The sequence below is a fragment of the Rudanella paleaurantiibacter genome (assembly GCF_009184635.1).
Lineage (GTDB): Bacteria > Bacteroidota > Bacteroidia > Cytophagales > Spirosomataceae > Rudanella > Rudanella paleaurantiibacter.
Genome location: NZ_WELI01000003.1, coordinates 592,566 through 617,412 on the forward strand (window position 1 = coordinate 592,566; position 24,847 = coordinate 617,412).

The 24,847-nt window shown below is 56.5% G+C and carries 15 protein-coding genes; 8 read left to right on the forward strand and 7 right to left on the reverse strand.

Annotation, left to right across the window (positions count from 1 at the left end):
• Window positions 1–116 precede the first annotated feature (116 nt).
• From F5984_RS11015 to F5984_RS11030, 4 genes are all read right to left on the reverse strand, one after another.
• Window positions 117–1,301 carry a pyridoxal phosphate-dependent aminotransferase gene (locus F5984_RS11015; protein ID WP_152124294.1) on the reverse strand — a complete coding sequence of 395 codons (1,185 nt, stop codon included), beginning with the start codon at window positions 1,299–1,301 and terminating at the stop codon, window positions 117–119.
• A gap of 93 nt (window positions 1,302–1,394) precedes the next feature.
• Window positions 1,395–1,850 (reverse strand): hypothetical protein, encoded by a 456-nt coding sequence (locus F5984_RS11020; protein WP_317163098.1) that lies wholly within the window; start codon window positions 1,848–1,850, stop codon window positions 1,395–1,397.
• A 107-nt stretch (window positions 1,851–1,957) separates the two neighbouring features.
• Window positions 1,958–3,385: a SusD/RagB family nutrient-binding outer membrane lipoprotein gene (locus F5984_RS11025; protein ID WP_246168914.1), complete on the reverse strand. Its 1,428-nt coding sequence runs from the start codon at window positions 3,383–3,385 to the stop codon at window positions 1,958–1,960.
• Between the two features lie 132 nt (window positions 3,386–3,517).
• The gene (locus F5984_RS11030) at window positions 3,518–6,697 is read right to left on the reverse strand and encodes a SusC/RagA family TonB-linked outer membrane protein (protein WP_152124297.1); all 3,180 of its coding nucleotides are present in this window, start codon (window positions 6,695–6,697) and stop codon (window positions 3,518–3,520) included.
• Window positions 6,698–7,373: 676 nt separating this feature from the next.
• On the opposite strand from F5984_RS11030, the gene F5984_RS11035 reads away from it, so the two are divergent.
• From F5984_RS11035 to F5984_RS11070, 7 genes are all read left to right on the forward strand, one after another.
• On the forward strand, window positions 7,374–10,463 hold the full coding sequence (locus F5984_RS11035; protein WP_152124298.1) for a SusC/RagA family TonB-linked outer membrane protein: 3,090 nt from the start codon (window positions 7,374–7,376) through the stop codon (window positions 10,461–10,463).
• 12 nt (window positions 10,464–10,475) lie between these two features.
• Complete coding sequence (locus F5984_RS11040) at window positions 10,476–12,014, forward strand: SusD/RagB family nutrient-binding outer membrane lipoprotein (RefSeq protein WP_152124299.1); 1,539 nt, start codon at window positions 10,476–10,478, stop codon at window positions 12,012–12,014.
• 57 nt (window positions 12,015–12,071) lie between these two features.
• On the forward strand, window positions 12,072–12,830 hold the full coding sequence (locus tag F5984_RS11045) for a DUF4397 domain-containing protein (protein WP_152124300.1): 759 nt from the start codon (window positions 12,072–12,074) through the stop codon (window positions 12,828–12,830).
• Window positions 12,831–13,160: 330 nt separating this feature from the next.
• A complete protein-coding gene (locus tag F5984_RS11055) occupies window positions 13,161–13,607 on the forward strand; it encodes a type II toxin-antitoxin system VapC family toxin (protein ID WP_152124302.1) in 447 nt (148 codons plus the stop codon).
• 115 nt (window positions 13,608–13,722) lie between these two features.
• On the forward strand, window positions 13,723–14,763 hold the full coding sequence (locus F5984_RS11060; protein ID WP_152124303.1) for an NAD-dependent epimerase/dehydratase family protein: 1,041 nt from the start codon (window positions 13,723–13,725) through the stop codon (window positions 14,761–14,763).
• Window positions 14,764–14,837: 74 nt separating this feature from the next.
• Complete coding sequence (locus tag F5984_RS11065; protein ID WP_152124304.1) at window positions 14,838–16,070, forward strand: DegT/DnrJ/EryC1/StrS family aminotransferase; 1,233 nt, start codon at window positions 14,838–14,840, stop codon at window positions 16,068–16,070.
• A 284-nt stretch (window positions 16,071–16,354) separates the two neighbouring features.
• Window positions 16,355–18,697, forward strand: a complete 2,343-nt coding sequence (locus F5984_RS11070) for a hypothetical protein (RefSeq protein ID WP_152124305.1) — start codon at window positions 16,355–16,357, stop codon at window positions 18,695–18,697.
• Window positions 18,698–18,730: 33 nt separating this feature from the next.
• Here F5984_RS11070 and F5984_RS11075 read toward each other — a convergent pair whose 3' ends face one another.
• The 3 genes from F5984_RS11075 to F5984_RS11085 form a co-directional block, all read right to left on the reverse strand.
• Complete coding sequence (locus F5984_RS11075; RefSeq protein WP_152124306.1) at window positions 18,731–19,894, reverse strand: AraC family transcriptional regulator; 1,164 nt, start codon at window positions 19,892–19,894, stop codon at window positions 18,731–18,733.
• Between the two features lie 290 nt (window positions 19,895–20,184).
• On the reverse strand, window positions 20,185–21,024 hold the full coding sequence (locus F5984_RS11080; protein WP_152124307.1) for an ROK family protein: 840 nt from the start codon (window positions 21,022–21,024) through the stop codon (window positions 20,185–20,187).
• Between the two features lie 51 nt (window positions 21,025–21,075).
• Window positions 21,076–23,649: a family 20 glycosylhydrolase gene (locus tag F5984_RS11085; RefSeq protein ID WP_152124308.1), complete on the reverse strand. Its 2,574-nt coding sequence runs from the start codon at window positions 23,647–23,649 to the stop codon at window positions 21,076–21,078.
• A gap of 84 nt (window positions 23,650–23,733) precedes the next feature.
• On the opposite strand from F5984_RS11085, the gene F5984_RS11090 reads away from it, so the two are divergent.
• Window positions 23,734–24,831, forward strand: coding sequence for an acyltransferase family protein (locus F5984_RS11090; RefSeq protein ID WP_152124309.1), 1,098 nt, complete (start codon window positions 23,734–23,736; stop codon window positions 24,829–24,831).
• The last annotated feature ends 16 nt before the right edge of the window (window positions 24,832–24,847 follow it).

Consider the following 24,847-nt stretch of genomic DNA (forward strand, 5'->3'; position numbering starts at 1 on the left):
GCGTAAGCAATACTCGTGCGTCAGCAACTCCTATCTCCTCACTCCTATCTCCTCACTCCCTTCTCCCTTACTCCTCACTCCTATCTCCTCACTCCCTTCTCCTTCCTCCCCCTTTCCTACGAAATCACTTTCAGCCCATCGGCGAAGGCCTTCATCTGCTCCATGGTGCCCAGGCTCACCCGGCACCAGTATTGCCCATCGAATTTCCACTGCCGCACACTCACCCCCTGCTCCATCATTTTAGCCGTAAAATCTTCACCTTTCATCCGAATCGGGAACATCACAAAGTTGGCGTCTGAAGGCAGGGCCTCGTACCCATTGTCTTTGAGCACCTTGGCCAAAAATGCCTTCGATTCGGCCGTTTTGCCCAATGACCACTGCAAAAACGCTTTGTCGGGCATACTGGTGAGTGCCGCCCGAACCGAGGTCATGCTGATGCCCCCGCCATTGGGCGAGAAAGCCGCAATCTGCACAAGCGTTTCGGGTTTGCCCAGCAGGTACCCGATGCGCAACCCCGCAAAGCCATGTACTTTCGAAAAGGTTCGGCTGATGAGTACGTTCTTTCCTTTCCGCACCAGATCGACCATTGAGGCCGCTTTTGGGTCGGCTACGTAATCAATGTAAGCCTCGTCTACAAAAACAGGCGTTTTATCGGCCGTGGCTTCAATAAAGCTCCTAAGTTTAGCCGGGTCGGTCAGAATAGCCGTGGGGTTATTCGGATTGCAGAGGTACACCAGACTCGTTTTGGCCGAAATCCGGTCGCTTAGTTTTTGCAGATTCTGATCGTACCCATCGGCCGCCACCAGCGGCACGCGCTCGGCCGTCATGCCGTGGCGCAGAGCCGCGCGGGGCAGAGCCTCAAACGTAGGGTCTGGAAACACCAGATTGTTGCCCGCCGGGGTTTTATAGGCATAATACATCGCTGTAGCATTCAGCAGCTCCCCCGAACCGGCTCCCAGCAAGACGCACTCCTCGGGCACACCCTCTTCCTGAGCCACCATTTTTTTGAACTGCCGGGTGTACTCCATAGCGTACAGGTACCCATCGGGGGCAGCTTCGCCAATGGCCTTGAGCACCTTGGGCGATGGCCCATACGGATTTTCGTTAGCTGACAGCCGCGCTTTCAGAGCCACCGTTTTAGGCGGTACATCAGTTGGGGCTTCGCCGTTCAGAAAAGCGGCTTCATCGAGCCAGGGCTCACACGATGTACCGGCCAACGCATTGGAGAGGGGCATACCGGCCAGTCCGAGCCCGGAAATCAGACCAGCCCGTAGCCAGTCACGACGATTGATTGATTGCATAAACGTGGTTAGTGATGAACGATGCGAGATAAACGATGAGTGATGAATCCTCTTGTAACAGTGAACCGTTCATCGCTTATCTCGCATCGCAGTTTAATTAATTCCCTGCACGCGAGATAACCGACTGAACCCCTGACCCTTGTGCGAACCAGTCCAGGTAAGCAGCACCACGCTACCCGAACGGGGAGCCGCAACGCCCAACTCCGACCAGGTTTTAGATAGGGTAGCCCGGCCCCGGCTATCGGTTGTGACATCGCCCAGGGCCGTACCGTTGCGGAGGGTCACTTTCAAAGCCAGGCCCGCCACCGGAATCGAGTCAATACCTACTTTGTTGTTCAGGATTCCGTCTTTATTCAGCTCCAGAATCCGAACGCCAACACTCACCGCGCCACTTACCTTTTGCGACAGCACGGGTTCGCCCGTAAGGCCCCCCCCATCGCCGGTCGCGTTTTCGATAATTACCAGCACCGGGGCCGCTACCCGGTCGACAAACGGATCGTCGACCTTCTGACAGGCCGAAGCGCCCAACAGGCCCGTGATGCCTGCCAAACCCCAGGCTAACAACCGGCTTTTACAATTTAGCCAAACCCGGCCAGTTAAACGTTTATTTTTCAACCCGTTTCGTTTCATGTTTTTTAGAGGTTAAAGCCGACATCCTATTTTTCTGACCACCAGAGTTTAGCCTTCGTGTCGTTTTTTCCGCCGATCATTGTCAACGCTTTAGCCAGGTTGGCGTTGTTAAGCGAAGCTTCAGAGGTCGGATACGGCAAGCGGGTAGGTAACACCCCATCGTTTTCAAACACGGCCCGCGGGTCTTTAGCGGGCAATACGGGCAGGCCCGTCCGGCGATACTCAGTCCAGGCTTCCAGGCCCTGCCCAAACAAGGCAATCCACTTTTGCTCCATCACCTTCTCACGGGTTACCGTACCCACGGTTTTGAGGTAGGTATCGGTCATTTTAAGGCCGTACTGCTCAAACGAAGCGGTCATCCCCTTTTCAAAGTACGTTTGGGCGCTCCCCGAGATGTCGCCATCGAGGGCTGCTTCGGCCAGAATCAGGTTCAGCTCCCCGTATGTCATAATCACCTGGGGCGATGTTTTCTGGATAAAGTACGTGCCAATGTTGGAGCTGCTGCCCAGGTAAGTGGTCGCAATGGCATCGGGCAACCCGTTGGCATGGCCTACATATTTGCCGTCCTTGTTCGGCTGCGCGTACACGGTCAGGCGTGGGTCGGCCAGGTCGGTGAGCTTGTCGACAAGGGTTTTGCTCACGTTCCAGTCGGTGCGGCTGTCGTTGACCATCACCAGATACAACTCATTGTTGCTCGACAGCACCTCGGTGCATTTAAGCGAGGCATTATCAGCATTGCTCGCAAAAACAGGATACTTGGCCGGGTCGCCCAGAATCTCGGCCATAATCGCCCGCGACTCCGTGGCTTTCTTGGCCGCCTGCCGGTTGGCGAGCCTCAGCCGTAGCGAGTTGGCAAACTTCTTCCATTTCAGAATATCGCCGTTGTACAGAATGTCGCCCGACACAGCCGGGCCGCCCACCACTAGTTTTTCGTTGGCCGTTTTCAGGTCGGCCAGCATCCCGGCATACACCTTGTCCATTTCGTCGTACGTGGGCGAATACACAGGCTGTTCGGCGGTACCTTTGAGGGCTTCGGTGTACGGAATTGGCCCGTAGAGGTCGGTCAGGAGCGAAAACGTCCAGGTCCGCATCACCATCGCAATCCCCTCGTAATTGGTGTTCTGAAACTTGCCTCCCGGTTGCGACAGGCTCACCATCCGCTGAAAATTGACCAGACCGTCGTTGTAGAGGGCTTTCCAGTTGTTGTTGTAAAACGCCACAGAAAGACCGTAGTTATCGCCCTCGTTGGAATAGATATTCCGGGTGAGGTACTGCATCCAGAGCATGGCCCCATCGAGGTTGAGCCGCTCAAACCGGTCGCGGCCACCCCACGAGCGATCTACCACCTTCTCGATCCCGTACGGCAACAAGTACTGCGGACTGAGGGCCGTCGGGTTATTGGGGTCCGTGTTCATCGCGTCGAAATCGCCCGTGCAGGACGAGACCGTTAGCATGACCCCTATGAATAGGAAAAAGGCTTTCATCTGTATTAGTTTAGGGTTTATGGTTTGTAGTTTATGGTCCGTTTGCCCCTAACTGATCGCAGCTGGTGACCAAAAACCATAAACTACAAACCATGAACGCATTTAGAAACTGAGGTTCAGGTTAATACCAAGGCTGCGGCTGCTGGGCAGTTCGCCGTACGCGAAACCCTGCGCGTTGCCGCCGAAACGGTCCACTTCGGGGTCAATGTGGGGGTTGTTGCGGAACAGCATGAGCAGGTTACGCCCCACAACCGACAGCTTGGCCGACCGGATAAACTTACCCGCCAGCAGAGCCGGTGGCAGCGCGTACCCGATGGATGCCTCGCGCAGCTTCACGTACGACCCGTCGAAGATGGCGGCTTCGTGGTAGCGCCGGGGGTTGTTGTAGCCGTAGAGCGTAGTGGCTGGTACAATCACCGTATTGGGTACGTACTGCGGGCTTTCGGGCGTCCCAACGTTCACCACGCCTTTACCAATAATGCCTTCCTCGCGGCCCACGGCCGTTTCGGCCAGCTGCCCTGTCCAGCGGGCGGTACCGGTGCCTTCGTCGAAGAAGTCACCCCCCATTTTCACATCCACCAGTGCCGACACCACAAACCCTTTATAGTTGAGGGTGTTGAGCCAGCCACCCGTCCAGCGGGGTTGAATATTACCCAGCACCCGCGCCGTTGTCGACACAACGGGCAACCCATTGTTGTAGATGATCTGCCCATCGGGTGCCCGTTCAAAACCAATCCCGAACAGCGTGCCGTAGGCTTCGCCCACGCGGGCTTCGGAATTGAGTCCCTGCCGGGCGTTGAGCACGTACGTTGTAAGCCCCTCGGCCAGCTCAACCACCCGGTTGCGGTTGCGGGCAAAGTTGAGCGTTGTTTCCCAGGTCAGGCCCGAGGGGAGCTTCACGGGTGTGCCCGACAAAACAATCTCAATCCCTTTGTTTGTGAGCATTCCGGCATTGAGCACCCGCTGATTGTAGCCACTCGCTTTGGAAATATCGACGGCCAGAATCTGGTTGCGTGATGTCTGATCGTAGTAGGTAACGTCGAGTCCGATGCGCCCTTTCAGGAACCGCAGATCAAGCCCAAACTCCTTCCCCGTGGTGATTTCGGGCTTGAGGGTAGCATTGGCGATTCGGATGTTTTCGTAAAACTCCGGCACCGACCCATTCCACGAGCCACCCGACCGGAACGTTTGCGTCAGTTGATAGGGATCGGCATCATTACCGACCTGCGCCCACGACGCCCGCACCTTCCCGAACGAGAGCACGCCCGAAGAGAGGTTGAGCAGGTCGGTCAGCACGGCCGACGCCGACACCGACGGGTAGAAATAGCTGCGGGCGTTGGACGGCAGCGTACTCGACCAGTCGTTACGGGCGGTTGCGTTCAGAAACAGGGCGTTGCGCCAGCCAAACTCGGCCGAGGCAAACAAGCTGTTCATCTGCGATTTCTGAATGGCACTTTCGACCGCATTCTGGCTCACGTTGGAGTTGGCCAGATTGTAAAGGCCGTCGACCACCAGTTCGCCTACGTAGGTGTAGTTGCGTTTGTAATAGTTCGTGCGTTGTACCCCACCTACCTGTACATTGGTGGTGATGTCGGGGGTTATGGTTTTGTTGTAGGTTAGCATGACGTCGTGGTTCGTCTCCTGCCGGCGGAGCACTTCTTCCGAATAGCGGCCGGGGGTGCGGTTGCCGTTGCGAACCCGCTCAAAATTGACCACGTTGATACGGGTATCCGTCCAGAAATCGGTACCGCTACGGAGCAGCAGGCTCAGGCCCGGCATCAGCTGGTAGTTGAGCGCCAGATTACCCACCATCCGATCTTTGTCATTGGTGAAGGGTAGCATCTCGGTGCTGAAATAGGGGTTTGTGAAGAACGTGTGCTGCCAGTTGGGCGGGTCGGTATCGGCGGGCCGGCCGGGCAAGGCACGCTGAATATGCACGGACGTGTAGTCGCGCCAGTTTTTCAGGCGGCTCCAGTCGGTCTGGCGGTGCGCCCAGATAAACTGTTGCCCTTCCTGATACCCCCGGTTACCGCCCGATTTGACGTACTCGCTCGAAATCGTGACGGTTAGTTTAGGCGTGAAATTGTAGCTCCCGTTGAACTTAAAATTGTCGCGCTGGAAGTCGTTGTAAAGCATAATGCCCTGTTGGGTAAGCCGCCCAAGCGACAGCCGGAAGTTACCCTTATCGTTGCCTCCCGAAAGGGCCACGCTGTTGGTAAACGTTTTGCCAGTTTGCCAGTAATCGTGCCAGTTGTTGGGCATGGGGGTCAGCGGAGCCACCTCGGTCCCACTCCACCAATGCCGCACCAACCGCCCATCCATAGGGGCTCCCCAGCTCTCGTCGGTGCCCTCGGTACCGTTGAGCGGAGCATTCGGGCCATAGGCGGCCCGGTATTGGGCTAATTCTTTAGGATCAGTGATGGCCCCGCTCCAGCCATCGTTGTACCAGGTTCGGTAGCCGTTGCCGCCACCGTAGGTATTCTGAAACTCGGGCGAAATCCAAGCCCGGTCTACGGTCACGTTGGAGTTAATTTCCACACCAATTCCTTTGGCATTGGCTCCCGTTTTTGTCGTGACCAGAATAACGCCGTTGGCCGCCCGCGAGCCGTACAAAGCAGCCGCGTTGGGCCCTTTGAGCACACTGATTTCCTTGATATTGTCCGGGTTAATCTCCGACAGCCCTCCGCCAAACTGTTTTTCGGACGTTTGCTGAATCGGAACGCCATCCACCACAATCAAGGGTTGGTTATTCCCCGAAATCGACGCAGCTCCCCGTATCTGAATACTCGACCCGCTACCGGGCCCGCCATTGCTGCCAATGCGCAGACCGGCCACTTTACCCGAGAGCGCATTGGCCACGTTGGTTGCCCGCGCTTCGGTGAGCGACGAGCCCTTGATTTCCTGCACCCCGTAGCCCAGGGCCTTTTTTTCTTTGGCGATACCAAAGGCCGTTACCACCACCTCGGCCAATTGCCGGTTATCAGACCGGAGCGTAATGGCCAAACTCGTGCGAGTACCTACCGATATCTCTTCGGTGGCAAAGCCAATAGCGCTGACCACCAGCATGGCTTTATCGTCGGGGATACGTAGCGAAAACGTTCCCCGGGCGTCGGTTGTGGTACCGGTTGTGCGGCCCGACGTTTCGGAGCCTTTTAACACCACGTTGACACCCGGCAGGGCGCCTTCTTCAGCCGATGTGATGGTACCCGTCAGAACGCGCTCCTGCGCATGGGCTACCAGCGTCAACAACCCTAAAAGAAAGGTGAGTAGTCTTGTTTTCATTCGATAAGGCGGTTTGAAAAGTGAGTATCCCTTTGTCAGACTGCCCCGGCAGGCGCAAACCATACGCACACTGGCCGCCCGGTGCGCACAACTGCCCCAACCGGGCAGTCTGACAAAGGCCCGTTGACCGACTCCGGGGAGTACGGCAAAGCAGACCAGCCTAACCCAAGCGCCAGAAATAGAAGGCAATATCTACCCGGCCCGGCTCCAGAAGCCAGTTTTTGAGTTGGTTACGAGAAACGAATGGTACGAAGGAGCCCCCCGAACGGAGGCATCGGTTCATGCGGGTTTCGCCGGACTGTCCATCGAGTGTGGTACAGCTTGTAGCGAGACCTCAGTCGGCCCTGACCCAAGTGCGGCCAGTAATCAGCGCCGAAGCGGTAAGCCGGTTTTGTTGTACGTCAAATATAGGTACCGTTCCTGCATATCCAAATTATATTTTATGATTTTTATTAATAGCCGACCAAAATTTTATCATTTACACAAATAACCAAATTAACTCCTTAGCCATTTTTTATTTATTCCTTAGAAAATACAACTTTTTACTAATCTACCGGATACAGGGAGAATTATTGACGAAAATCACCCTCTTAGCAAGCCGTATCCTTTTTATTTCGGTAGAAAGGGGCCAATTTTGCCCCAAAACGGATTATTCTATATTTTATCAACTTTCATTATGATGTTTTCTTTACGAAAACTCCTGATGATGTTCATCCTGTTTAGCGTAGTGGCTCTGGGAGCCCACGCTCAAAATGACTTCATCACGGGTAAAGTAACAGCTGCCGAAGACGGTGCCCCCATTCCGGGCGCGAGTGTGGTAGTTAAAGGAACTTCGCGCGGTACTAATACCGACGCCAACGGTACGTTTCGCATCCAGGCCAACCGGGGTCAGGTACTGCGTATAAGCTATATCGGCACCAAAACCCAGGACGTAACGGTAGGCAACGCCACCGTGCTGAACGTAAAACTGGAGCAGGAAGCTGGTAGCCTCAACGAAGTCGTAGTAACAGCACTCGGTATCCAGCGCGAAAAACGTCAGTTGGGGTATGCCGTAACGGAGCTGAAAGGCGAAGATTTGGCCAACTCACAACGCGACAACTTCATCAACGCCCTACAAGGCCGAGTAGCTGGCCTTACGGTAGGTACGTCGAGCGGGATGCCCGGTGCTTCGTCGGGGGTGCAGATTCGCGGTATCAACTCAATTTCGGGAAGCAACCAGCCGCTGTACGTGATCGACGGGATGCCTATTGACAACCGTACCGCCCAGAACAACCAGTTTGTAGCGGGCGGTATCTCGGGGCAATCGTTCGAAAACCGGAACATCGACTTTTCGAACCGGGCGCAGGACATCAACCCCAACGACATTGAGACCATCACGGTACTGAAAGGCCCCGAAGCAGCCGCCCTCTACGGGGTCGAAGCCGCCAACGGTGCCATTGTCATTACAACCAAGAAAGGCAAAGCCGGTGCCGGACGGATTAATTATACCAGCACGTACACGATTCAGGAGGTAGGGCCACTACCCGAAACCCAGAAGGTGTACAGCCAGGGCAACAACGGGGTAAGCCAAAACACCAGCTTCAACGCATTTGGCCCACGTTATGCCGAAAACACACCCCTTTACGACAACGCGAACTCGTTTTTGCAGACCGGTATCGGGCAGCGGCACAACATCTCGTTCGACGGTGGGTCGGACCGGTACACGTACCGGCTTTCGGGCGGGTATTTCAACAGCAAAGGGGTAGTGCCTACTACGGAGTATAAGCGATTGAATGTGAGCCTCGGCGGTACTGCCAAGATGAGCAACAAACTGTCGCTCGAATCAACGTTGCAGTACATCAATACCGACAACGTGAAAGTATCGAAAGGGGCCAACTCGTTTTTGCTGGGTCTGCTGTCGTGGCCTGCGAGCGACGATATGACGAGCTACCTCAACCCCGATGGGTCGCGCCGGAAGGTAACTTCGGCCACGAGCGAAATCGAAAACCCGTTCTTCGACGTGAACAAGAACAAGCTCCGCGACCGGGGCAACCGCGTGATTACGAACGTGGGTGCCAACTTTGCAGCTACCGATTGGCTTACGTTTACGGGCCGGGTGGGTCTTGATGTGTACTCAACGCAGTACATGTTTATGTACCACCCCGAATCGAACCGGTCGGGTGGGGTAATCGGCGGAGCCATTGACCAGTCGACCGACAACAACCGGACGTTTACCGCTCAATACTTTGCTACCGCCAAGAAACAGTTTGGTAAGCTGAGCACATCGGTACGGGTAGGTCAGGCTATTTATGACTACAACTACCGCTCGCTGGCGACGCGGGGTGAGAAATTCCTCGACCCTAACTTTGTTTCGATCAACAACACCGACCCCCTCACCCAGAAATCGCGCGAGTTTGTACGTCAGCGTCGGTTGGTGGGTGTGTTTGGCGACGTAACCCTCGGTTATAACGATGTTGCGTTTTTGACCGTAACCGGCCGTAACGACTGGTCGAGCACGTTCCCGAAAGCGTCACGTTCGTTCTTCTATCCCTCGGCTTCGTTCAGTCTGGTGTACACCGACCTGATACCACAGGGCCGTTTCCGCGACGTGTTGAGCTACGGTAAGTTCCGTATTTCGGCCGCTCAGGTGGGTAAAGAGGCTCCCGAATACTCAACCTCGCAGGCCTACGAAAGCCAAACCACTACGGGCGGTGGCTTTAGCTACGGTTTCACGGCACCTAACCCATTCCTCGTTCCCGAAAAGGTAACGTCGTTTGAAGTGGGTACGGAGATGAAGTTTTTCAACAACCGGCTCGGCTTCGATCTGTCATACTATAAGACCAACAGCGTCAACCAGATCATCCGCGATTTGCGCATCAGCTACGGTACGGGCTTCATCCTGAAGGTAATCAACGGCGGACGGCTCTGGAACGAGGGTGTCGAGCTGTCGGTCAATGCCGAGCCTGTTCGCACAGGCAACTTCAACTGGAACATTGTCGCCAACTTCACCAAAACCAACAGCCGTTTGGCCGAGCTGCCCAGCGGTCAGTCTGAGTTTTACAACTCCGACACCTGGGTGTTTGGCAACGTGCGCAACGGTGCCCGCCTGAACGGCCCCCTTACCACGCTGACCGGCAACAGCTACGTGCGCAACACGCGGGGCGACATTCTGATCAGCCCCGTATCGGGCTTGCCCCTGACCGAAACCGTCTGGAACGTGGTGGGCGACCGTAACCCCGATTTTGTAATGGGTTTGGTGAACTCGTTCTCGTACAAAAACTTCGGCCTCAACTTCGTACTCGACGTGCGTAAGGGGGGTGATGTGTTCAACGCAACCGAGCTGTACCTCTACAACCGTGGTCTGAGCCCCAAAACCCTCGACCGTGAGAAGCCCTACACGTTTACCGGTGTATTGAAGGACGGCCTCGAAAATACTGCCAACCCAACGCCCAACACCATTCAGGTGGTGCCGTACTACAATAACAGCTTCTACACAGCCCTTGCCGACGAAGAGTTTATTGAGCGCGACGTGAACTGGATGCGCCTGAAAGAAGTAACCCTGCGCTACAACTTTGCCCCCTCGCTGCTGCAACGGTCGCGGGTAATCAAAACAGCAGGTCTGTTTGTCACGGCCAACGACCTGTTTATGATCACCAACTACACGGGTGGCGATCCGGGCGTTAACGCGGCCAATACCGTAACCGGTGGTTCGGGCGGTATGGGCATTGACTACGGCAACTTACCCCTGCCGCGCGTGTTCAACATCGGGGTGAATATTGGTTTTTAACGCGACAAACGAATGAACCTGAAGAAATTCTCCGCACTACTGCTGGCCGGTTTAGGCCTGTCGCTCAGTAGCTGCGATAAATACCTGGACATCAACAAAAACCCCAACAACCCCGATCAGGTTGAAGCTGCGTTGCTGCTGGCTCCTATTCAGAACCAGTATGTTCTCGGCATTCAATTCGACGCCCGCTACATTGGTTCGTATGTGCAGAACTGGCACAACGCAACTGCAGGTGTGGTTTGGGACGTACACAGCTACGCCGTCAACAGCGATGCCGGGGGCGAAATCTGGCGGAACGTGTACTGGCGCGGGGGCCGCAACACCCTCAACATGATGGCCGATGCCCAGGCTAACGAGCGCTGGGATTACCTCGGCGTGGGACAGGTGATGCAGGCCTGGGGCTGGCAAATGCTCACCGACGTGCACGGCGAGATTATCCTGAAAGAAGCCTTTGATCAGGACCCGAACAAAAACACCTTCAACTACGACACCCAGGAAGCTGTGTACGCTGAAGTGGTGCGGCTGTTGCAGGAAGGGATCAAAAACCTGAACCGGGCCGACGGTCGCGTATCAACGGCTTCGCTCGGCCGGGGCGACCGGATTTACGCGGGCGACCGCCTGAAGTGGAAGAAGTTTGCGTACGGTCTGCTGGCGATCAACGCACATCACCTGTCCAACAAACCATCGTTGTACAAGCCCGATCAGGTAATCGCCTACGTCGATAGCGCTTTTACGAGCAACGCCGACGACGCCCTGTTTACCTTCAACGGCCTTAGCACCGCGGATGGCTCGTTTTTCGGGCCGCTGCGGCAGAACCTGCAAGCCTACGGGCAGGGTGCTTTCCCGGTGCGGCTCATGGACGGTACCGTGTTCACCGGCGTGCGCGACCCCCGGTTGCCTATTCTGCTGGCTGCCAGTGGCGACGGCACATTCCGGGGTATCAACCCCGGCGCAGGTCAATCGACAGCGACCAGTGTACCTGTGCCTATACGGGTTCCTTCGCCCTGGGGGACGCAGGTGGCGGTATTGCCCCCGGCTGGCACCACGGGTAAGTTTATCTTCACCGACAAGGGGCCGTTTCCGCTCATGACCTATGCGCAGCTTCAGTTCATCAAGGCCGAAGCCGCGTTTATCAAAGGCGACAAAGCAACCGCCCTGGCCGCGTACCGCCGGGGTATCGAAGCGCACATGAGCGCATCGTGGGTCAACGTTCCCACAGCCGACCGCACGGCGTACCTGGGCAACCCGCTGGTGGTACCCACCTCAGCTGCCAGCCTGACGCTGAGCCAGATCATGTTGCAGAAGTACATAGCCCAGTGGGGCTGGGGCTTCCTGGAGCAGTGGTCTGACCTGCGCCGGTACAACTACAGCCCGGATGTGTTTACGAGCTTCCAGCTGCCCACAGTAGCCACGGTTAACAACGGCAAACCGGCTCAGCGTATCCGGCCCCGGTATAACTCGGAGTACGTCTGGAACCTCGAAGCCCTCCGCCCGCTGGGTGGCCTCGAACTCGATTATCACACCAAACCTGTTTGGTTTACCCAACCTTAAGCTGGCCGGGGCTGGTGGCCCTTCAGCTACCAGCCTCAGCCCGAACTGTTTGACATCATGCTCAAAAATATTCTGTTTATCTTCTCAGCTGCGGTGCTGCTCTTCTCCTGCGAGAAAAACGCCCTGCAACTGCCCACCGAGCCCGTCGAAGCCGGAGCCCGGTTGAAGCTGATTCACGCAGCCCCCGACCTGCCGGGTATCGACCTGCTGATTGGCGGTAAAAAGTTTAGTGCCTTTACGCCCGTTGGCGCCACGACTACCAACCCCGGAACGCCCGCGGGTGTGCCCTACAACAACACGTTTCCGGGTAACTTAGCCAACTACGCGCTGGTAACGCCGGGACAGGCCGCCATCACGATTTCGACCCCGGCCAGCACCACGGCGGGTAGTGCTACGGTAGTTACGGAACAATCGATCACGCTGGACGATACTAAGTACTATTCCCTGTTTGTGGCAGGCCCCACGGCCAAGCCCGAGGTTCTGTTACTCACCGACGATTTTGGCTCGGCTCTCGATGCCACCAAGACGTACGTACGATTCATCAACCTGACTTCGGGGGGGACGTATGACTTTGCTCTTTCCAACGGCACCATGCTGGCACCCGCACTGGCTTTCAAAGGAGTTACGTCGTTTATCGCCATTGATCCGGCCATCACGCCTTCGTTTGTGTTTCGGGCACCGGGTACTACCGCCAACCTGGGCACGATTACACTTACCAACACGGCTGCCGGTCGGGTAATCACCATCTTTACCCGTGGGGTAGTAGGTCGAACCGGCACAGCTGCACCTGGTATCAACCTGTATATCAACCGGTAACAGACAGATACACACCCAAAAGCCGCCCTGCACTTGCTGGGCGGCTTTTTTGTTTTGGTGGGAAAAGCGCTGAGTTTTTTTGTACAAGACAGCTATGGATAGAGCCAGAAAACAGCTAATTTTGTTAAGATAGCACAACCGAAAAAAGATGCCTGTTCATAAAACAACCCAACACCTCCCCCCACTGGTGATACGCGGACGTAATGCGACGGGTAAAATTATTGAGGGCATCATCCCCGCTGGAGAGCGTCCTGCGGAAGACCCTGGCTTAGCCATTCAAAAAATACTGGCTAAACGCAAAAACATCACACCCACGCCAATACTCCCCGAATGATCAGTACTCCGCCAAACTCGTTTGTGCTGGTTGATACGGGAGTAATGAGTCGTTTCCTTTTGGGAAAGCCACAAATTGTTGAAGCTTACACCCGACTTACAAATACCTCTGTGCCAGTCATTTCAGCCAGTATTTATATTGAGCTTATGCGATGGCTGGTTAATATCCGTGGGCGCAAGGTTGATCCCATCACCAAAAATGAGTTTGACTTTATTCGGAGACAACTCGATAAGTATGTGCAGCTCAATCACGCAGAATGCATCGAACTGGCGGTTGAAGTGTCTCGGATTTATCCAGACACTGGTCTAGGGGACTGTTTCACGATTGGTGTTAGCTTGTTTTTCGATATTCCTGTATTCACGCTCAACCAGAAACACTTCGAGCGGATACCGGGCTTGCGGCTGTACCGCCCCGACAATTACGACCTTCTGGAAACTAATTGAGCACTCTCCATCTCACTTAATCTACATCCCTAGCTATTCAGTACAATTATACCCATTCCTACAGCACGTAGGAACAATCAGAGGCTAAACCCGCTTTTACCTCTACCCGGTACGCTTGCGGGCTTACCCTGAGCGGGCCAATTTGGCCGTACCCGGTGTTTATTACCCGACTCAACCGTTTGCCATGAACGTGCTGCTGACCGGGGCGAATGGCTTTCTCGGAAGCCATATTGCCCGCCAACTCATCGACCGGGGCTACACCGTGCGGGCTCTGCTCCGACCCAACAGCCCCACCCCTACCCTCCACGACCTACCTATTGTACCCGTTGCGGGTGACCTCCGCGACCGGGCTTCGGTTATCCGCGCGGCCGACGATTGCCAGTACATCATCCATGCCGGGGCGTTGGCGTCGGTCAATCCGGCCCGCAACCAAACCGTCTGGGATATCAACCTGGCCGGAACCGAGAACGTGCTGCGGGCCGCTCACCTCACGGGAGTTGAGCGGCTCGTGTATGTGGGTACGGCCAATGTGTTTGGTTTTGGCACAAAAACCAATCCGGGTAACGAAAACAGCCCTTACGTGGGTACCCGGTACGGCCTCGATTATATGGACAGCAAAGAAGCCGCTACCCGTCGGGTAATGCAGTCGGGCGTGCCGGCCGTGGGCGTACACCCGACGTTTATGCTCGGTTCGATGGACCACAAACCTACGTCGGGCGCGCTGTTGCTGGGGCTTTACAAACGGCAGGTGGCTGGTACACCGGTAGGCGGCAAAAACTACGTACATGTGGCCGATGTGGCCACGGCAACCGTCAACGCTCTGACCAAAGGGCGCGTGGGCGAGCAGTATATTCTGGGTAATCAGAACCTGAGCTATGCCGAGGCTTTTGCCCTGATGGCCGAAGTAATGGAGTGCCGGCCCCCCTCGGTAACCATTCCGAAAGGTGTGGCCTGGGTGGCCGGGCAACTGAGTCAGCTTCAGGCCACGATAACCCGTAAACCGGCCCGGCTTAACCCGGCCATGGTAGCCGTGGCCAACGATGGGCATTATTTCGACGTGCAAAAAGCCGTTCGCGAACTCGAACTCCCCCAAACGCCGGTTCAGGAGGCTATCCGCGACGCATTCGACTGGTTCCGGGCTAACGGCTACGTCTAAACCACGCAAATTTCCCCGTTCTGAATAGCCCGAATGCGAGTACTCAGCGTATTATGGACGAAACACAGTCCATCATGCGTGAATCCACTCAAACTGTGCCTCTGGCTTTACACGGCGGCCCCAAAACGGTGCAGTCCGAATTTGCATGGCCTATTTTCGACGAACGGGAGGTGAACACCGTAGCCGAACTGGTCCGTACCGGACAGTGGGGCAACCCCGACTGTGCGGGGCTGGTAGCCGAGTTCGAAGCCCAGTTTGCGGCTTATTGCGGCACCAAATACGCCATTAGCTGCGTCAACGGGTCGGTATCGCTACGGCTGGCGCTGATGGCCTGTGGGGTGCGCCCCGGCGACGAGGTCATTGTGCCCCCTTACACGTTTATTGCCACAGCCTCGACCGTGCTGGAGGTGAACTGCGTGCCGGTTTTTGTGGACCTTGACCCCGACACGTATAACCTCGACCCGGCCCACATCGAAGCGGCCATTACCGACCGCACCCGAGCCATTATCCCGGTTCATTTTGCAGGATTACCCTGCGATATGGACGCTATTCTGGCCATTGCCCAACGGTACAACCTGCGGGTTATTGAAGATGCCGCCCACGCACACGGGGCCGAGTACCGGGGCCGTAAACTTGGTTCGATAGGCGATTTGGGCAGTTTCAGCTTTCAATCGTCGAAAAATCTGACCTCAGGTGAAGGCGGCATGGTTATCACCAACGACGATGCCCTGTACCGCACCGTCGAATCGCTGCGCAACGTGGGGCGGCTACCCGAAGGGCAGTGGTACGACCATTTTAACCCCGGCTGTAACTACCGAATCAGTCCCCTTCAGGCCGGATTGCTCATCGAACAGCTTAAGCGGCTGGACGACCAAACCCGCCAACGGCACGAAAATGGGCTTTACCTCGACTCGCTCCTCGGTGCCATCGACGGAATCAGGCCCATGAGTCGGGGCGACGCGCCCCTCGTGCACGCCCGGCATCTGTATATGTTTCGGTACGACAACCGGGTATTTGGCAATCTGCCCAAAGCCGAATTTGTACAAATGCTGGCAGCCGAAGGTGTCCCCTGCTCAGGTGGGTATCCGCACCCGCTGTACAAACAGCCTCTGTTTCAAAACCGCAACTGGATGTGCTACGCCATCCCCGACTCGGTGGATTATACAGACGTACATTGCCCCGTGGCCGAACGGGCCTGCTCCGACGAAGGCATCTGGATTTTTCAGCACGCCCTGCTCGGCTCCCGCACCGATATGGATGCCTTTGCCGAGGCCATCCGCAAAATCCAGCAGGCTGTGAATAGATAATGAGTAATGAGTAATGAGTAATGAGTAATGAGTAATGAGTAATAGATAATGAATAATGGACAATGATACACTATCCCTGATTATCAACAGGTTCACTATTCATTCTACACTGTACATTATACAGTTGGTTTTGACTCAGTAAGACAATTTAAAGTGCAAGTAGATACGGATTTCTTCCTCTTTTTAACCGCCTTTTTTCACCCCCCGACACCGGGACACCGGCCGCCAAACACTAAAAACCGGCATACCAGTCGCCGTAAACCCCATTACCCCCACCTCACTGTATGAAACGCTTTGTACCGGTTTTCCGGCTCTTTTCACTCCTTTCCACCTTCCTGCTGATTGGCTCCGGCAATGCCCGGAGTCAATCTATTCAACTGCAACAGGCCGCGTTGCTCGTATCGCCGGGCATACCCGCTCCCATGCGCGAAACCGCCCCGCAGGTACTTCAGGAAGAAATAGCCAAACGAACGGGAATCCGACCCACAACACGCACCGATTGGCCTAAAAGTACGGTGGTGGCCTTTGTACTCGCAACCGACACCGAGCTGTACGGTATCCCCGTGCCAACGACCCATAAACCCGACAAACCGGAGAGCTTCGCGATTGTGACCGACGTGCAGCCCCGCCAAACCACCGTCTGGGTGATTGGGCACGATAGCCGGGGGATTCTGTTTGGTACGGGCTGGCTGTTGCGTAACCTGCGGCTTTCGCCCAAACAAGCCGAGTTACCCGGTCCGGTGGCGCTGGTATCGGCCCCGGCCTACCCCATTCGCGGGCATCAGTTGGGCTACCGCACCACTGCCAACTCGTACGATGCCTGGAGTGTGGCCCAGTACGACCAGTACATCCGCGAACTGGCCCTGTTTGGCACCAATGCCGTAGAGGCTATTCCCTTCCACGAAGACGACAAACCCAGTCCGCACTTTAAAATTCCGGCGGCCGAGATGCGTATTCGTATCGGCGAAATCTGCCAGAAATACGACATTGACCACTGGGTCTGGACACCGGCTACCTTCGACCTGACCGACGCCCCCAAACAGCAAGCCGAACTGGAGCGGCACGAAGCCTTTTACCGGGCCTGCCCCCGACTCAATCATATTTTTGTGCCCGGTGGCGACCCCGGTCACAACCACCCGCGCGACCTGATGCCGTTTCTGCGCGACCTGCACACCCGACTGGTACGCTACCACCCCACCGGGCGGGTGTGGCTCTCGTTGCAGGGGTTCAGCGTGGACCAGATGGACTACGTGTTTCGCTACCTGAACACCGAGAAGCCTACCTGGCTGGCCGGGCTGGTACACGGGCCGGGTAGCCCGCCCCTCGCCCAAACCCGCTTTCGGTTGCCCAAGCAATACCAAATGCGGCAGTACCCCGACATCACCCACAACGTTCGCTGCGAGTTTCCGGTCGAACGGTGGGATCAGGCCTTTGCGCTCACCCTCGGCCGCGAAGCCGCTAACCCGCGCCCGTTTTTCTTTGCCCGCACACAGGCCACCTGGGCCCCGTTTACCGACGGCTTCGTGTCGTACTCAGACGGGTGCCACGACGATGTAAACAAGGTGGTCTGGAGTATGCGCGGCTGGGACCCCACCAAAGATGTGCGGGAAATTCTGGCCGAATACAGCCGGTTTTTCTTTGGGCCTACGCTGGCCGAGCCCGCAGCCGATGGTATAGCCGCACTGGAGCAGAACTGGCACGGCCCACTGGCCGAAAACGGGGGTGTAGAAGCGTCGTTTGCGTTCTGGCAGAAGCTGGAAACTGGCGCACCGGCCCTGTCGGCCAACTGGCGGTGGCAACTACTTTTGTTACGGGCCTATTACGATACCTACACCCGCCGACGGCTGCTGTACGAGCAACGGCTCGAACAGGAGGCCAACGCCCTACTCTTGCGGGCCACCGATCCCAAAACAGCCATGCGTCAGGCATTGACGCTTGTTAACCAAGCCGATAGCCAACCCACGGCTCCCGCGCTCCGACGCCGGATAGATCAGTTGTGTACCGATTTGTTTGCGTCGGTGGGGCTACAGACGAGTGTCGAGCGGCATCAGGCCCGCAGTCACGAGCGGGGCTGTGTTCTCGATTTTGTCGATTACCCACTCAACAACCGCTGGTGGCTGGCCGATCAGTTTGCCCGGATTGACTCGCTACCCGACAAGGCAGCCGCCCAACAACGCCTGCACGAAATTGCCACCTGGGAAAATCCGGGACCGGGTAGTTTCTACGACGATGTGTCGAACGTGAGCAAGGGGCCACGCATCAAAACCATCTCCGACGATGCCACCGACATTGCCTGGTGGAACAACGGCAGCAGCCGGGCCCGGCTATCGTCGCAAACGTTTCAGCGTTGCCCAGCTCTCGATTACGACAACCTCGACCCCGGTGCCCGCTACACCCTGCGCGTAGTTGGATTTGGAGAGGCCCTGCTGCGGGTAGATGGCCAACGGCTCGAACCGACCGTGTACAACCGCCAAGCCGATACTGTGAAAGAGTGGGTAGTGCCGCTCACAGCCACACAGGACGGCCGGATTCAGGTCACGTTCGATCAGCCCGAGGAGTCGCACCTGAACTGGCGGCAGAACTCCCGGATCTCTGACATCTGGCTTATCAAGGAAAAACTGGAATAGACCGGCATCGCCGGCCGCTACCGCTCCTCGCCTTTACTTCCCGGCGAGGTAACGGTGCCGGTATTCGAGCGGGGTGCAGCCTTTAATCTGCTTAAACTGCCGGGCAATATTTTTGGTATCGTTGAGGCCAAGGTCCATCGCGATCTCAAACACGGCCTGATCGGTTTCGAGCAGCTTTTTAGAGAACTTTTCGATGCGCAGGTTCTGAATGTACTTGTAAATAGGGTAGCCAATCACCTGCTGAAACCGCATTTCGAGCGACCGCCGGGAGAGCGGCACCTGCTTCACCACCTGATCGACCTGTAGGTTTTTGTCAATATTCTGGTGAATGTACTTGAGCGACAGGGCAATGTATTCGTCGTGGGTGGCGTAAATATCCGTCGACTGCCGGGTGATGATCTGCGTGGGCTCCACCACAATATCGTAAGCCTGCTCAATATCCTTGCGAATGAGCCGGTCGAGGAGCCGGGCCGCATCGTAGCCCCCTTTTTCGGCATCCAGCGCAATGCTCGACAAGGGCGGGTCAGAAAGTTCGCACAGGGTTTCGTCGTTATCGACACCCAGCACGGCCACCTCGTCGGGTATCCGAATACCCGAATGCCGGCAAGCCTCAGTGATGTGTTGCCCCAGGCGGTCGTCGCAGGCCAACAGGGCTATGGGTTTGGGCAACGACAGCAGCCATTCGCTGAGCGAACTCGGTTTGTAATACCACAACTCGCTCGACCGCACCTTGTTGTGCTCAAAATACGTGACCTCGTGCCCTGCCCGTGCCACCCGTTCCTCGAAACCCTCCGCCCGCTCCCGCGACCAGACAATGTTTTTGAATCCGTAGAACGCAAAATGCCGGAAGCCTTTTTTGAGGAAATAGTCGGCCGCCATAGCCCCGGTTTCGCGGTAGGCCCCGGTGATGTTCGGAATTTCGGTGAATCGTTCTTTAAAGTCCTGCGCAATAACCGGAATACCGGCTTCCACGAGTTTCTCAGCACAGCCATCGTTGTATAACTGCCCGATGATTCCGTCGGCCTCCCAATCGCGAGCCCAGTCGAGAATACCGTCGATACCCTGTGTTTCGCGGTGAAACAGCGGCATCCGGCAAAAAATCCAGGGGCCATGCTCCCGCGAGTACTTGGTGATACCCTTCAGCAGACTCTTGCTGTAATCTTCGGCAAAATCGATCAGAAGAATAACCTTGTGCATGATGTAAAGAAGTTTGAGACCACCCCCTAACCCCATCCTGAAAAACAGGATGGGGAATAACAACGACCACCTTGCTATACAAACCAGATGCTTGAGAGCTCTTTGTTTGTCTGGTAAATTCCCCCTCCTGAAAAACAGGAGGGCGGTCCGGCGTTCCGGGGTTAGGGGGTGGTCAGCCGTAGCCAGAGGGTACGCCAACAACACAAAAAACCGTAGTACTTACGATAGCAAATATCTTTCGGCTCAATATTCGTTTAAAGAAACCAGAGTTACTATGCCAATCACGAACCCTACGCCAGCTGATGCACCAGTACCGAGGCACCCAGCAAGGCAATAGACTCGTTTTCAGACTGCACCAGCCGCAACCGCTGCAAGGTAGTGGGGTACGCAAAATCGGCCATACTTTGCAGCATACCGGCCCGAAAATACGGGTACGCTTTAGCAATGGAACCTCCCAGCACAATCACTTCGGGGTCGTAGGTGTACAGCACGGCTTTGATAGCCTGCCCAAAGTGCCCACCAAATTCGGCCCACAACGCCAGCGCGTCGGGGGCGCCAAGCCCGGCTGCCTGACTTAACTCCCAGGCCGACGTGCCGTGTATACTCTCGAAAAAATGGGTTGACGCATACGATTCCATCGTTTTGTCGCGGTAGGGCAAAAGGCCAATCTCCCCCGCCCCGCAGTTGCTGCCCGTGTAGAGCTGATTGTCGATGATAACGCCCGAACCGAGCCCCGTACCAATGGCCAACCCCACCGCTGAGCGGCACCCCCGCGCTAGGCCAAACTGATGCTCCCCCAGAATAAAGCAGTTAACGTCGTTGTTGACAAACACCGGCCGGTCGAACTCCTCCTCCAGAATATCGCGCAGAGGCACCTCCTGCCACGACGGAATATTAGCCACGTTGTACACAATACCCCGTTCCAAGTCAACCACCGACGGCACCCCGATCCCGATGCTGCTCACTTCGGGGCTCAGAAACGGCCGAATCAGCTCGATCAGTTGACCCAACGTGGCCGACAGCGAATCTTTTTGCCGGAGCTGGCCACTCACTTTGTGCAACACGGTGCCCTTTTCGATCAGGCCCACCCGCACGTTGGTACCTCCCAGATCAACCCCAATCGTTTTCATCGTCTCAGTTCAAGGTTTGGTGTCAGTATGTTGCCGGTTTTGCCGGGCCACTCAGGGCGGAGTCAGTACCGTAGCCCGGCTGGCGCGTCCGGCCGCGTCAAAACTCTTCAGTTTAACCGGGCCACTCACCCGTACCGGTTTCTGGTACAGGGCTGAGGTGCTGTTCGGCTCCAAACCATCGGTCGTGTACCGGATCTGAAGCCCCGGCAACTCGACATTAGCCTCCAGCAGACCGTTCTGGATGCGGGCACCCGGTGGTGACAGACGGTAGTTGTACCCTCCGTTCAAGCGGGCCAGCCGGGGCAGGTCGCGCTGGGCCAGGGTGTTGGCAAACACATTCCAGCCAGCCGCAATGGCCCGCTCACGCGCGGCCCGGTCGTCAATCGTTTCCCAGGGACGTTCGGGAGCCCAGGCACTCTCGGCAAAGCCCATCAGCTTGGGTAGCATGTAGTACTCAGCCATATCGCGACCTTTCACGGTCTCGCTCCAGAGTTGCGCTTCTACCCCCCTGATGTTCGGGCGGGCGTCGGGTCGGAGTCGCTCCCGGCCCGTAAAATCGAGTGGGTCGCCCATGGCCGTTTTGTACGTCGTTTTAAACATATCATTGGGCGCAAAGGTCCAGTTGCTGCGCGTATCCACGTAGCCCGCCCAGTACAGGCCAGGCTCTTCGGGGTCGTTATTATAGGCCAGGTCGAAATAGAAATTCGATACGTTGCAGAGTACCACGGGGTAACCCGCGTTGGCCAGCCGATTACCCAGGTCAGGGTCGAACAGGTTATTCCAAATGTAGGGCACTACCCGACGGCCCACAAACTCCCGATTAGGCACGTAAGCACCGTTGGCCGCTTTGGTGAGGGCTACCTCTTCCCAACCATGAATTTCGAGTTGGCGCGGTTCGAGTCGTTTGAGCAAGGTACGCACAAAGTAAGCCTGCAAGTTTTTGGGATCTTTGATGGCCGGATTCTCACGCAGGAGTTTGGCCGCCACCGGCGACTGTGTCCAGGCCCCTTCGGGCACTTCGTCGCCCCCAATGTGCATCACCTCCATCGGCACGCCCGCCTGTTTGTACATCCGGGTTACCTCGTCCACTACCTTTTCGTAAAACCGGTACGTCGATTCGAGGCCCACGCTCACCACATTGTCTTTGTAGCCCTGTGCCGACTGATACACCGAGCGGTCGGCCGGGTCAATGAGCCGGTACTCGGCGGCTTCGGCGGGTTTACCCTCTTTCATCAGCCGTTGGTAGCGGGCCTCCATCGCTTTGATAGCCGCCCGCGCATGACCGGGAAAATTCAGTTCGGGAATCACCCGGATGTGCCGGGCGTGGGCGTATTTCAGAATCTCGATAAAATCAGCTTTGGTATAAAAGCCGCTACCGTATTTGCCTTCTTCGTTTGCTTTCGGGCCAGAACCGTAGGCCGGATGCAGGGCCGGAGCCTCTTTGCCCGACGTATGCTGGCGTTGGGCACCCACCTGCGTCAGTTCGGGCAGACCGTCGATTTCGAGCCGCCAGCCTTCGTCTTCAGTGGTGTAAAACAAAAACTGATTGACCTTGTAAAACGCCAGCAGATCAAGAACCCGCAGAATGGTTTCTTTGGTCTGGAAGTTTCGGCTCACATCGAGGTGCAACCCCCGAAACCCGAACCGGGGGGCGTCATCAATCTCGGTAAAAGGCAGCGCCACCGGTTGGTCGGGGGCTTTGTACGCTTCAAGGGGCAACAAAGCCAGCAGGCTCTGCGTGCCGTAAAATACTCCGGCGGCATCGCTGCCGGTGATGCTTACACCCTCAGCCTGAATCCGCAACTGGTAAGCCTCCCGGCTTTTACCCGCCACCTGAACCGGTCCCGTTTTGAGGACAATAGCAGGGCCGGTGGGGGGAGTCGTCACCGTCTGAAACGTTTTGCCGGTCATCTGCTTCAGCTTTTCGGCCAGCAACGCGGCTTCGCCCGCGAGGCCGGGGCCGGCATAAATCGGCATCGACGCCGACAGGGCCAGCGTACCGGAGCTTGTCGACAAGCGCACCGGGGCCGGAATCACCCGCTGCAACTGAGCGGCCGGCAGTAAAGTGGCCGTTTGGTTTTGCCGAAAAACGCCCTCCGGCGAATACGGGGGCTCGTGGTCGGCGGAGCCACGGAGCCGCTGCTCATTACGGACAAACGGCCGAACGGTGTAGTTAGCAATGGGCACGATTTGCTCTTCCCGCCCGGCATCGTCGTACAGCACCATATACGGCCCAAGCGGAGCATCGGTCACTTTGGCCACGCCCTCGGTGCCCTCGTACCGGATGGTTACGGTAGCACCCGGATCAAGCCGGAAGCCCGCGTTGGGCGTGAGCTTATACCAGTCGCCGTTGATGTGCTGTACCGTGCCCGGCTGCGGGCTGCGGGGTTTGAGCATTGGTCGGGGCGACATGTTGAAAAACAAGGCCCAGTTGCGATCGGTGAGCGGTGTGTCGCCGGTGTTGGTCAGATCAAAGCGGGCTTCGAAACCGTTGGGTACGGGTGTGAAGTTGCTTACCAGCTCCCAGCTCAGGGTGACCGACCCGGCCGACTCGTTTTTCTGGCAACTTACGCCAGCCAGTAACCCAATCAGACAGATCAGGGCAGAGTACAGTACGGTGCGCATAATTTTTGTGTGTCAGTAGCCTTTATAGTACTCTGTTCCGTACTAAAAATACCATTCGGCCCATGCGGCTTTTTTGATACGTTTATGATTCAACCCACCAACCGACTTATCTCGCTCGATGCCGTTCGGGGCTTCACCATCGCGGCCATGATTATGGTCAATTTTCCGGGCACCGAAGAGCACGTGTATTTTACGCTCCGGCACTCCAAATGGAACGGCCTGTCGTTTACCGACCTCATTGCCCCGGTGTTTCTGTTTGTGGTGGGCGTGTCTATTGCCCTCGCCTATTCGGGCAAACGCGACTCAGCCGCCCCACGCGGGCCGTTGTACCGCAAAATTGTGATACGGGCGCTCAAGATTTACGCCGTCGGGATGTTTCTGAACCTCATGCCCGACTTTAATCTGGCCGACGCCCGCTGGACCGGCACCCTCCACCGCATTGCCTTTGTGTTTCTGTTCTGCGCTCTGCTGTACCTCAACACCAACTGGAAACAACAGGTCTGGATTGCCGCGCTCACGCTGGTAGCCTACTGGCTTGCCCTCACGCTTATTCCCTCGCCCGACCTGGGCCGAGTGGTGCTGGAACCGGGCCAAAACCTGGTGGCCTGGTTCGACCGGCAGTTTCTGCCCGGCCGGATGTGGCAGGGCACCTGGGACCCGGAGAGCATTTTAAGCACCTTTCCGGCCACGGTCACGGGCATTACGGGCCTACTCGCCGGGCGGTGGATGCTCAGTTCGGCCAGCCCCACCGAAAAAGTGGCCTACCTCATGACCGTTGGCTTTTTTACCACCGCTGCCGGGTATTTCTGGGGACTTACATTCCCGGTCAACGAAGGGCTCTGGACCAGTTCGTTTGTGCTTGTCACCTCCGGGTTTGCGGCTATGCTGTTGGGGGCACTTTACTTTCTGGTCGATGTACTCGGCTACCGAAACGGCACCGCACCGGGCATTGTATTTGGGGCTAACGCTATTGCTGTATACGTCATGGCCGATGTACTGGCTCTGTTTTTCTACCGGCTCAAATTTGGCGGCCTCCCCCTCAACGAACTCGTGGTAGAAGAGCTGATCAACGTAGGTTTCCAGCCCGAACTCGCCAGCCTATTGTACGCCCTGTTCTTTGTGGCCGTCAACTACATACCGGCCTATTGGCTTTACCAACGCAAGATTTTCATTAAACTGTAATTCTGTTGGGCCGGCC

Coding starts and splice junctions, on each gene's coding strand:
- F5984_RS11015 (WP_152124294.1), bottom strand. CDS start 1,301: ATGCAATCAATCAATCGTCGTGACTGGCTACGGGCTGGTCTGATTTCC.
- F5984_RS11025 (WP_246168914.1), bottom strand. CDS start 3,385: ATGCTAACGGTCTCGTCCTGCACGGGCGATTTCGACGCGATGAACACG.
- F5984_RS11030 (WP_152124297.1), bottom strand. CDS start 6,697: ATGAAAACAAGACTACTCACCTTTCTTTTAGGGTTGTTGACGCTGGTA.
- F5984_RS11035 (WP_152124298.1), top strand. CDS start 7,374: ATGATGTTTTCTTTACGAAAACTCCTGATGATGTTCATCCTGTTTAGC.
- F5984_RS11040 (WP_152124299.1), top strand. CDS start 10,476: ATGAACCTGAAGAAATTCTCCGCACTACTGCTGGCCGGTTTAGGCCTG.
- F5984_RS11045 (WP_152124300.1), top strand. CDS start 12,072: ATGCTCAAAAATATTCTGTTTATCTTCTCAGCTGCGGTGCTGCTCTTC.
- F5984_RS11055 (WP_152124302.1), top strand. CDS start 13,161: ATGATCAGTACTCCGCCAAACTCGTTTGTGCTGGTTGATACGGGAGTA.
- F5984_RS11065 (WP_152124304.1), top strand. CDS start 14,838: ATGCGTGAATCCACTCAAACTGTGCCTCTGGCTTTACACGGCGGCCCC.
- F5984_RS11070 (WP_152124305.1), top strand. CDS start 16,355: ATGAAACGCTTTGTACCGGTTTTCCGGCTCTTTTCACTCCTTTCCACC.
- F5984_RS11075 (WP_152124306.1), bottom strand. CDS start 19,894: ATGCACAAGGTTATTCTTCTGATCGATTTTGCCGAAGATTACAGCAAG.
- F5984_RS11080 (WP_152124307.1), bottom strand. CDS start 21,024: ATGAAAACGATTGGGGTTGATCTGGGAGGTACCAACGTGCGGGTGGGC.
- F5984_RS11085 (WP_152124308.1), bottom strand. CDS start 23,649: ATGCGCACCGTACTGTACTCTGCCCTGATCTGTCTGATTGGGTTACTG.
- F5984_RS11090 (WP_152124309.1), top strand. CDS start 23,734: ATGATTCAACCCACCAACCGACTTATCTCGCTCGATGCCGTTCGGGGC.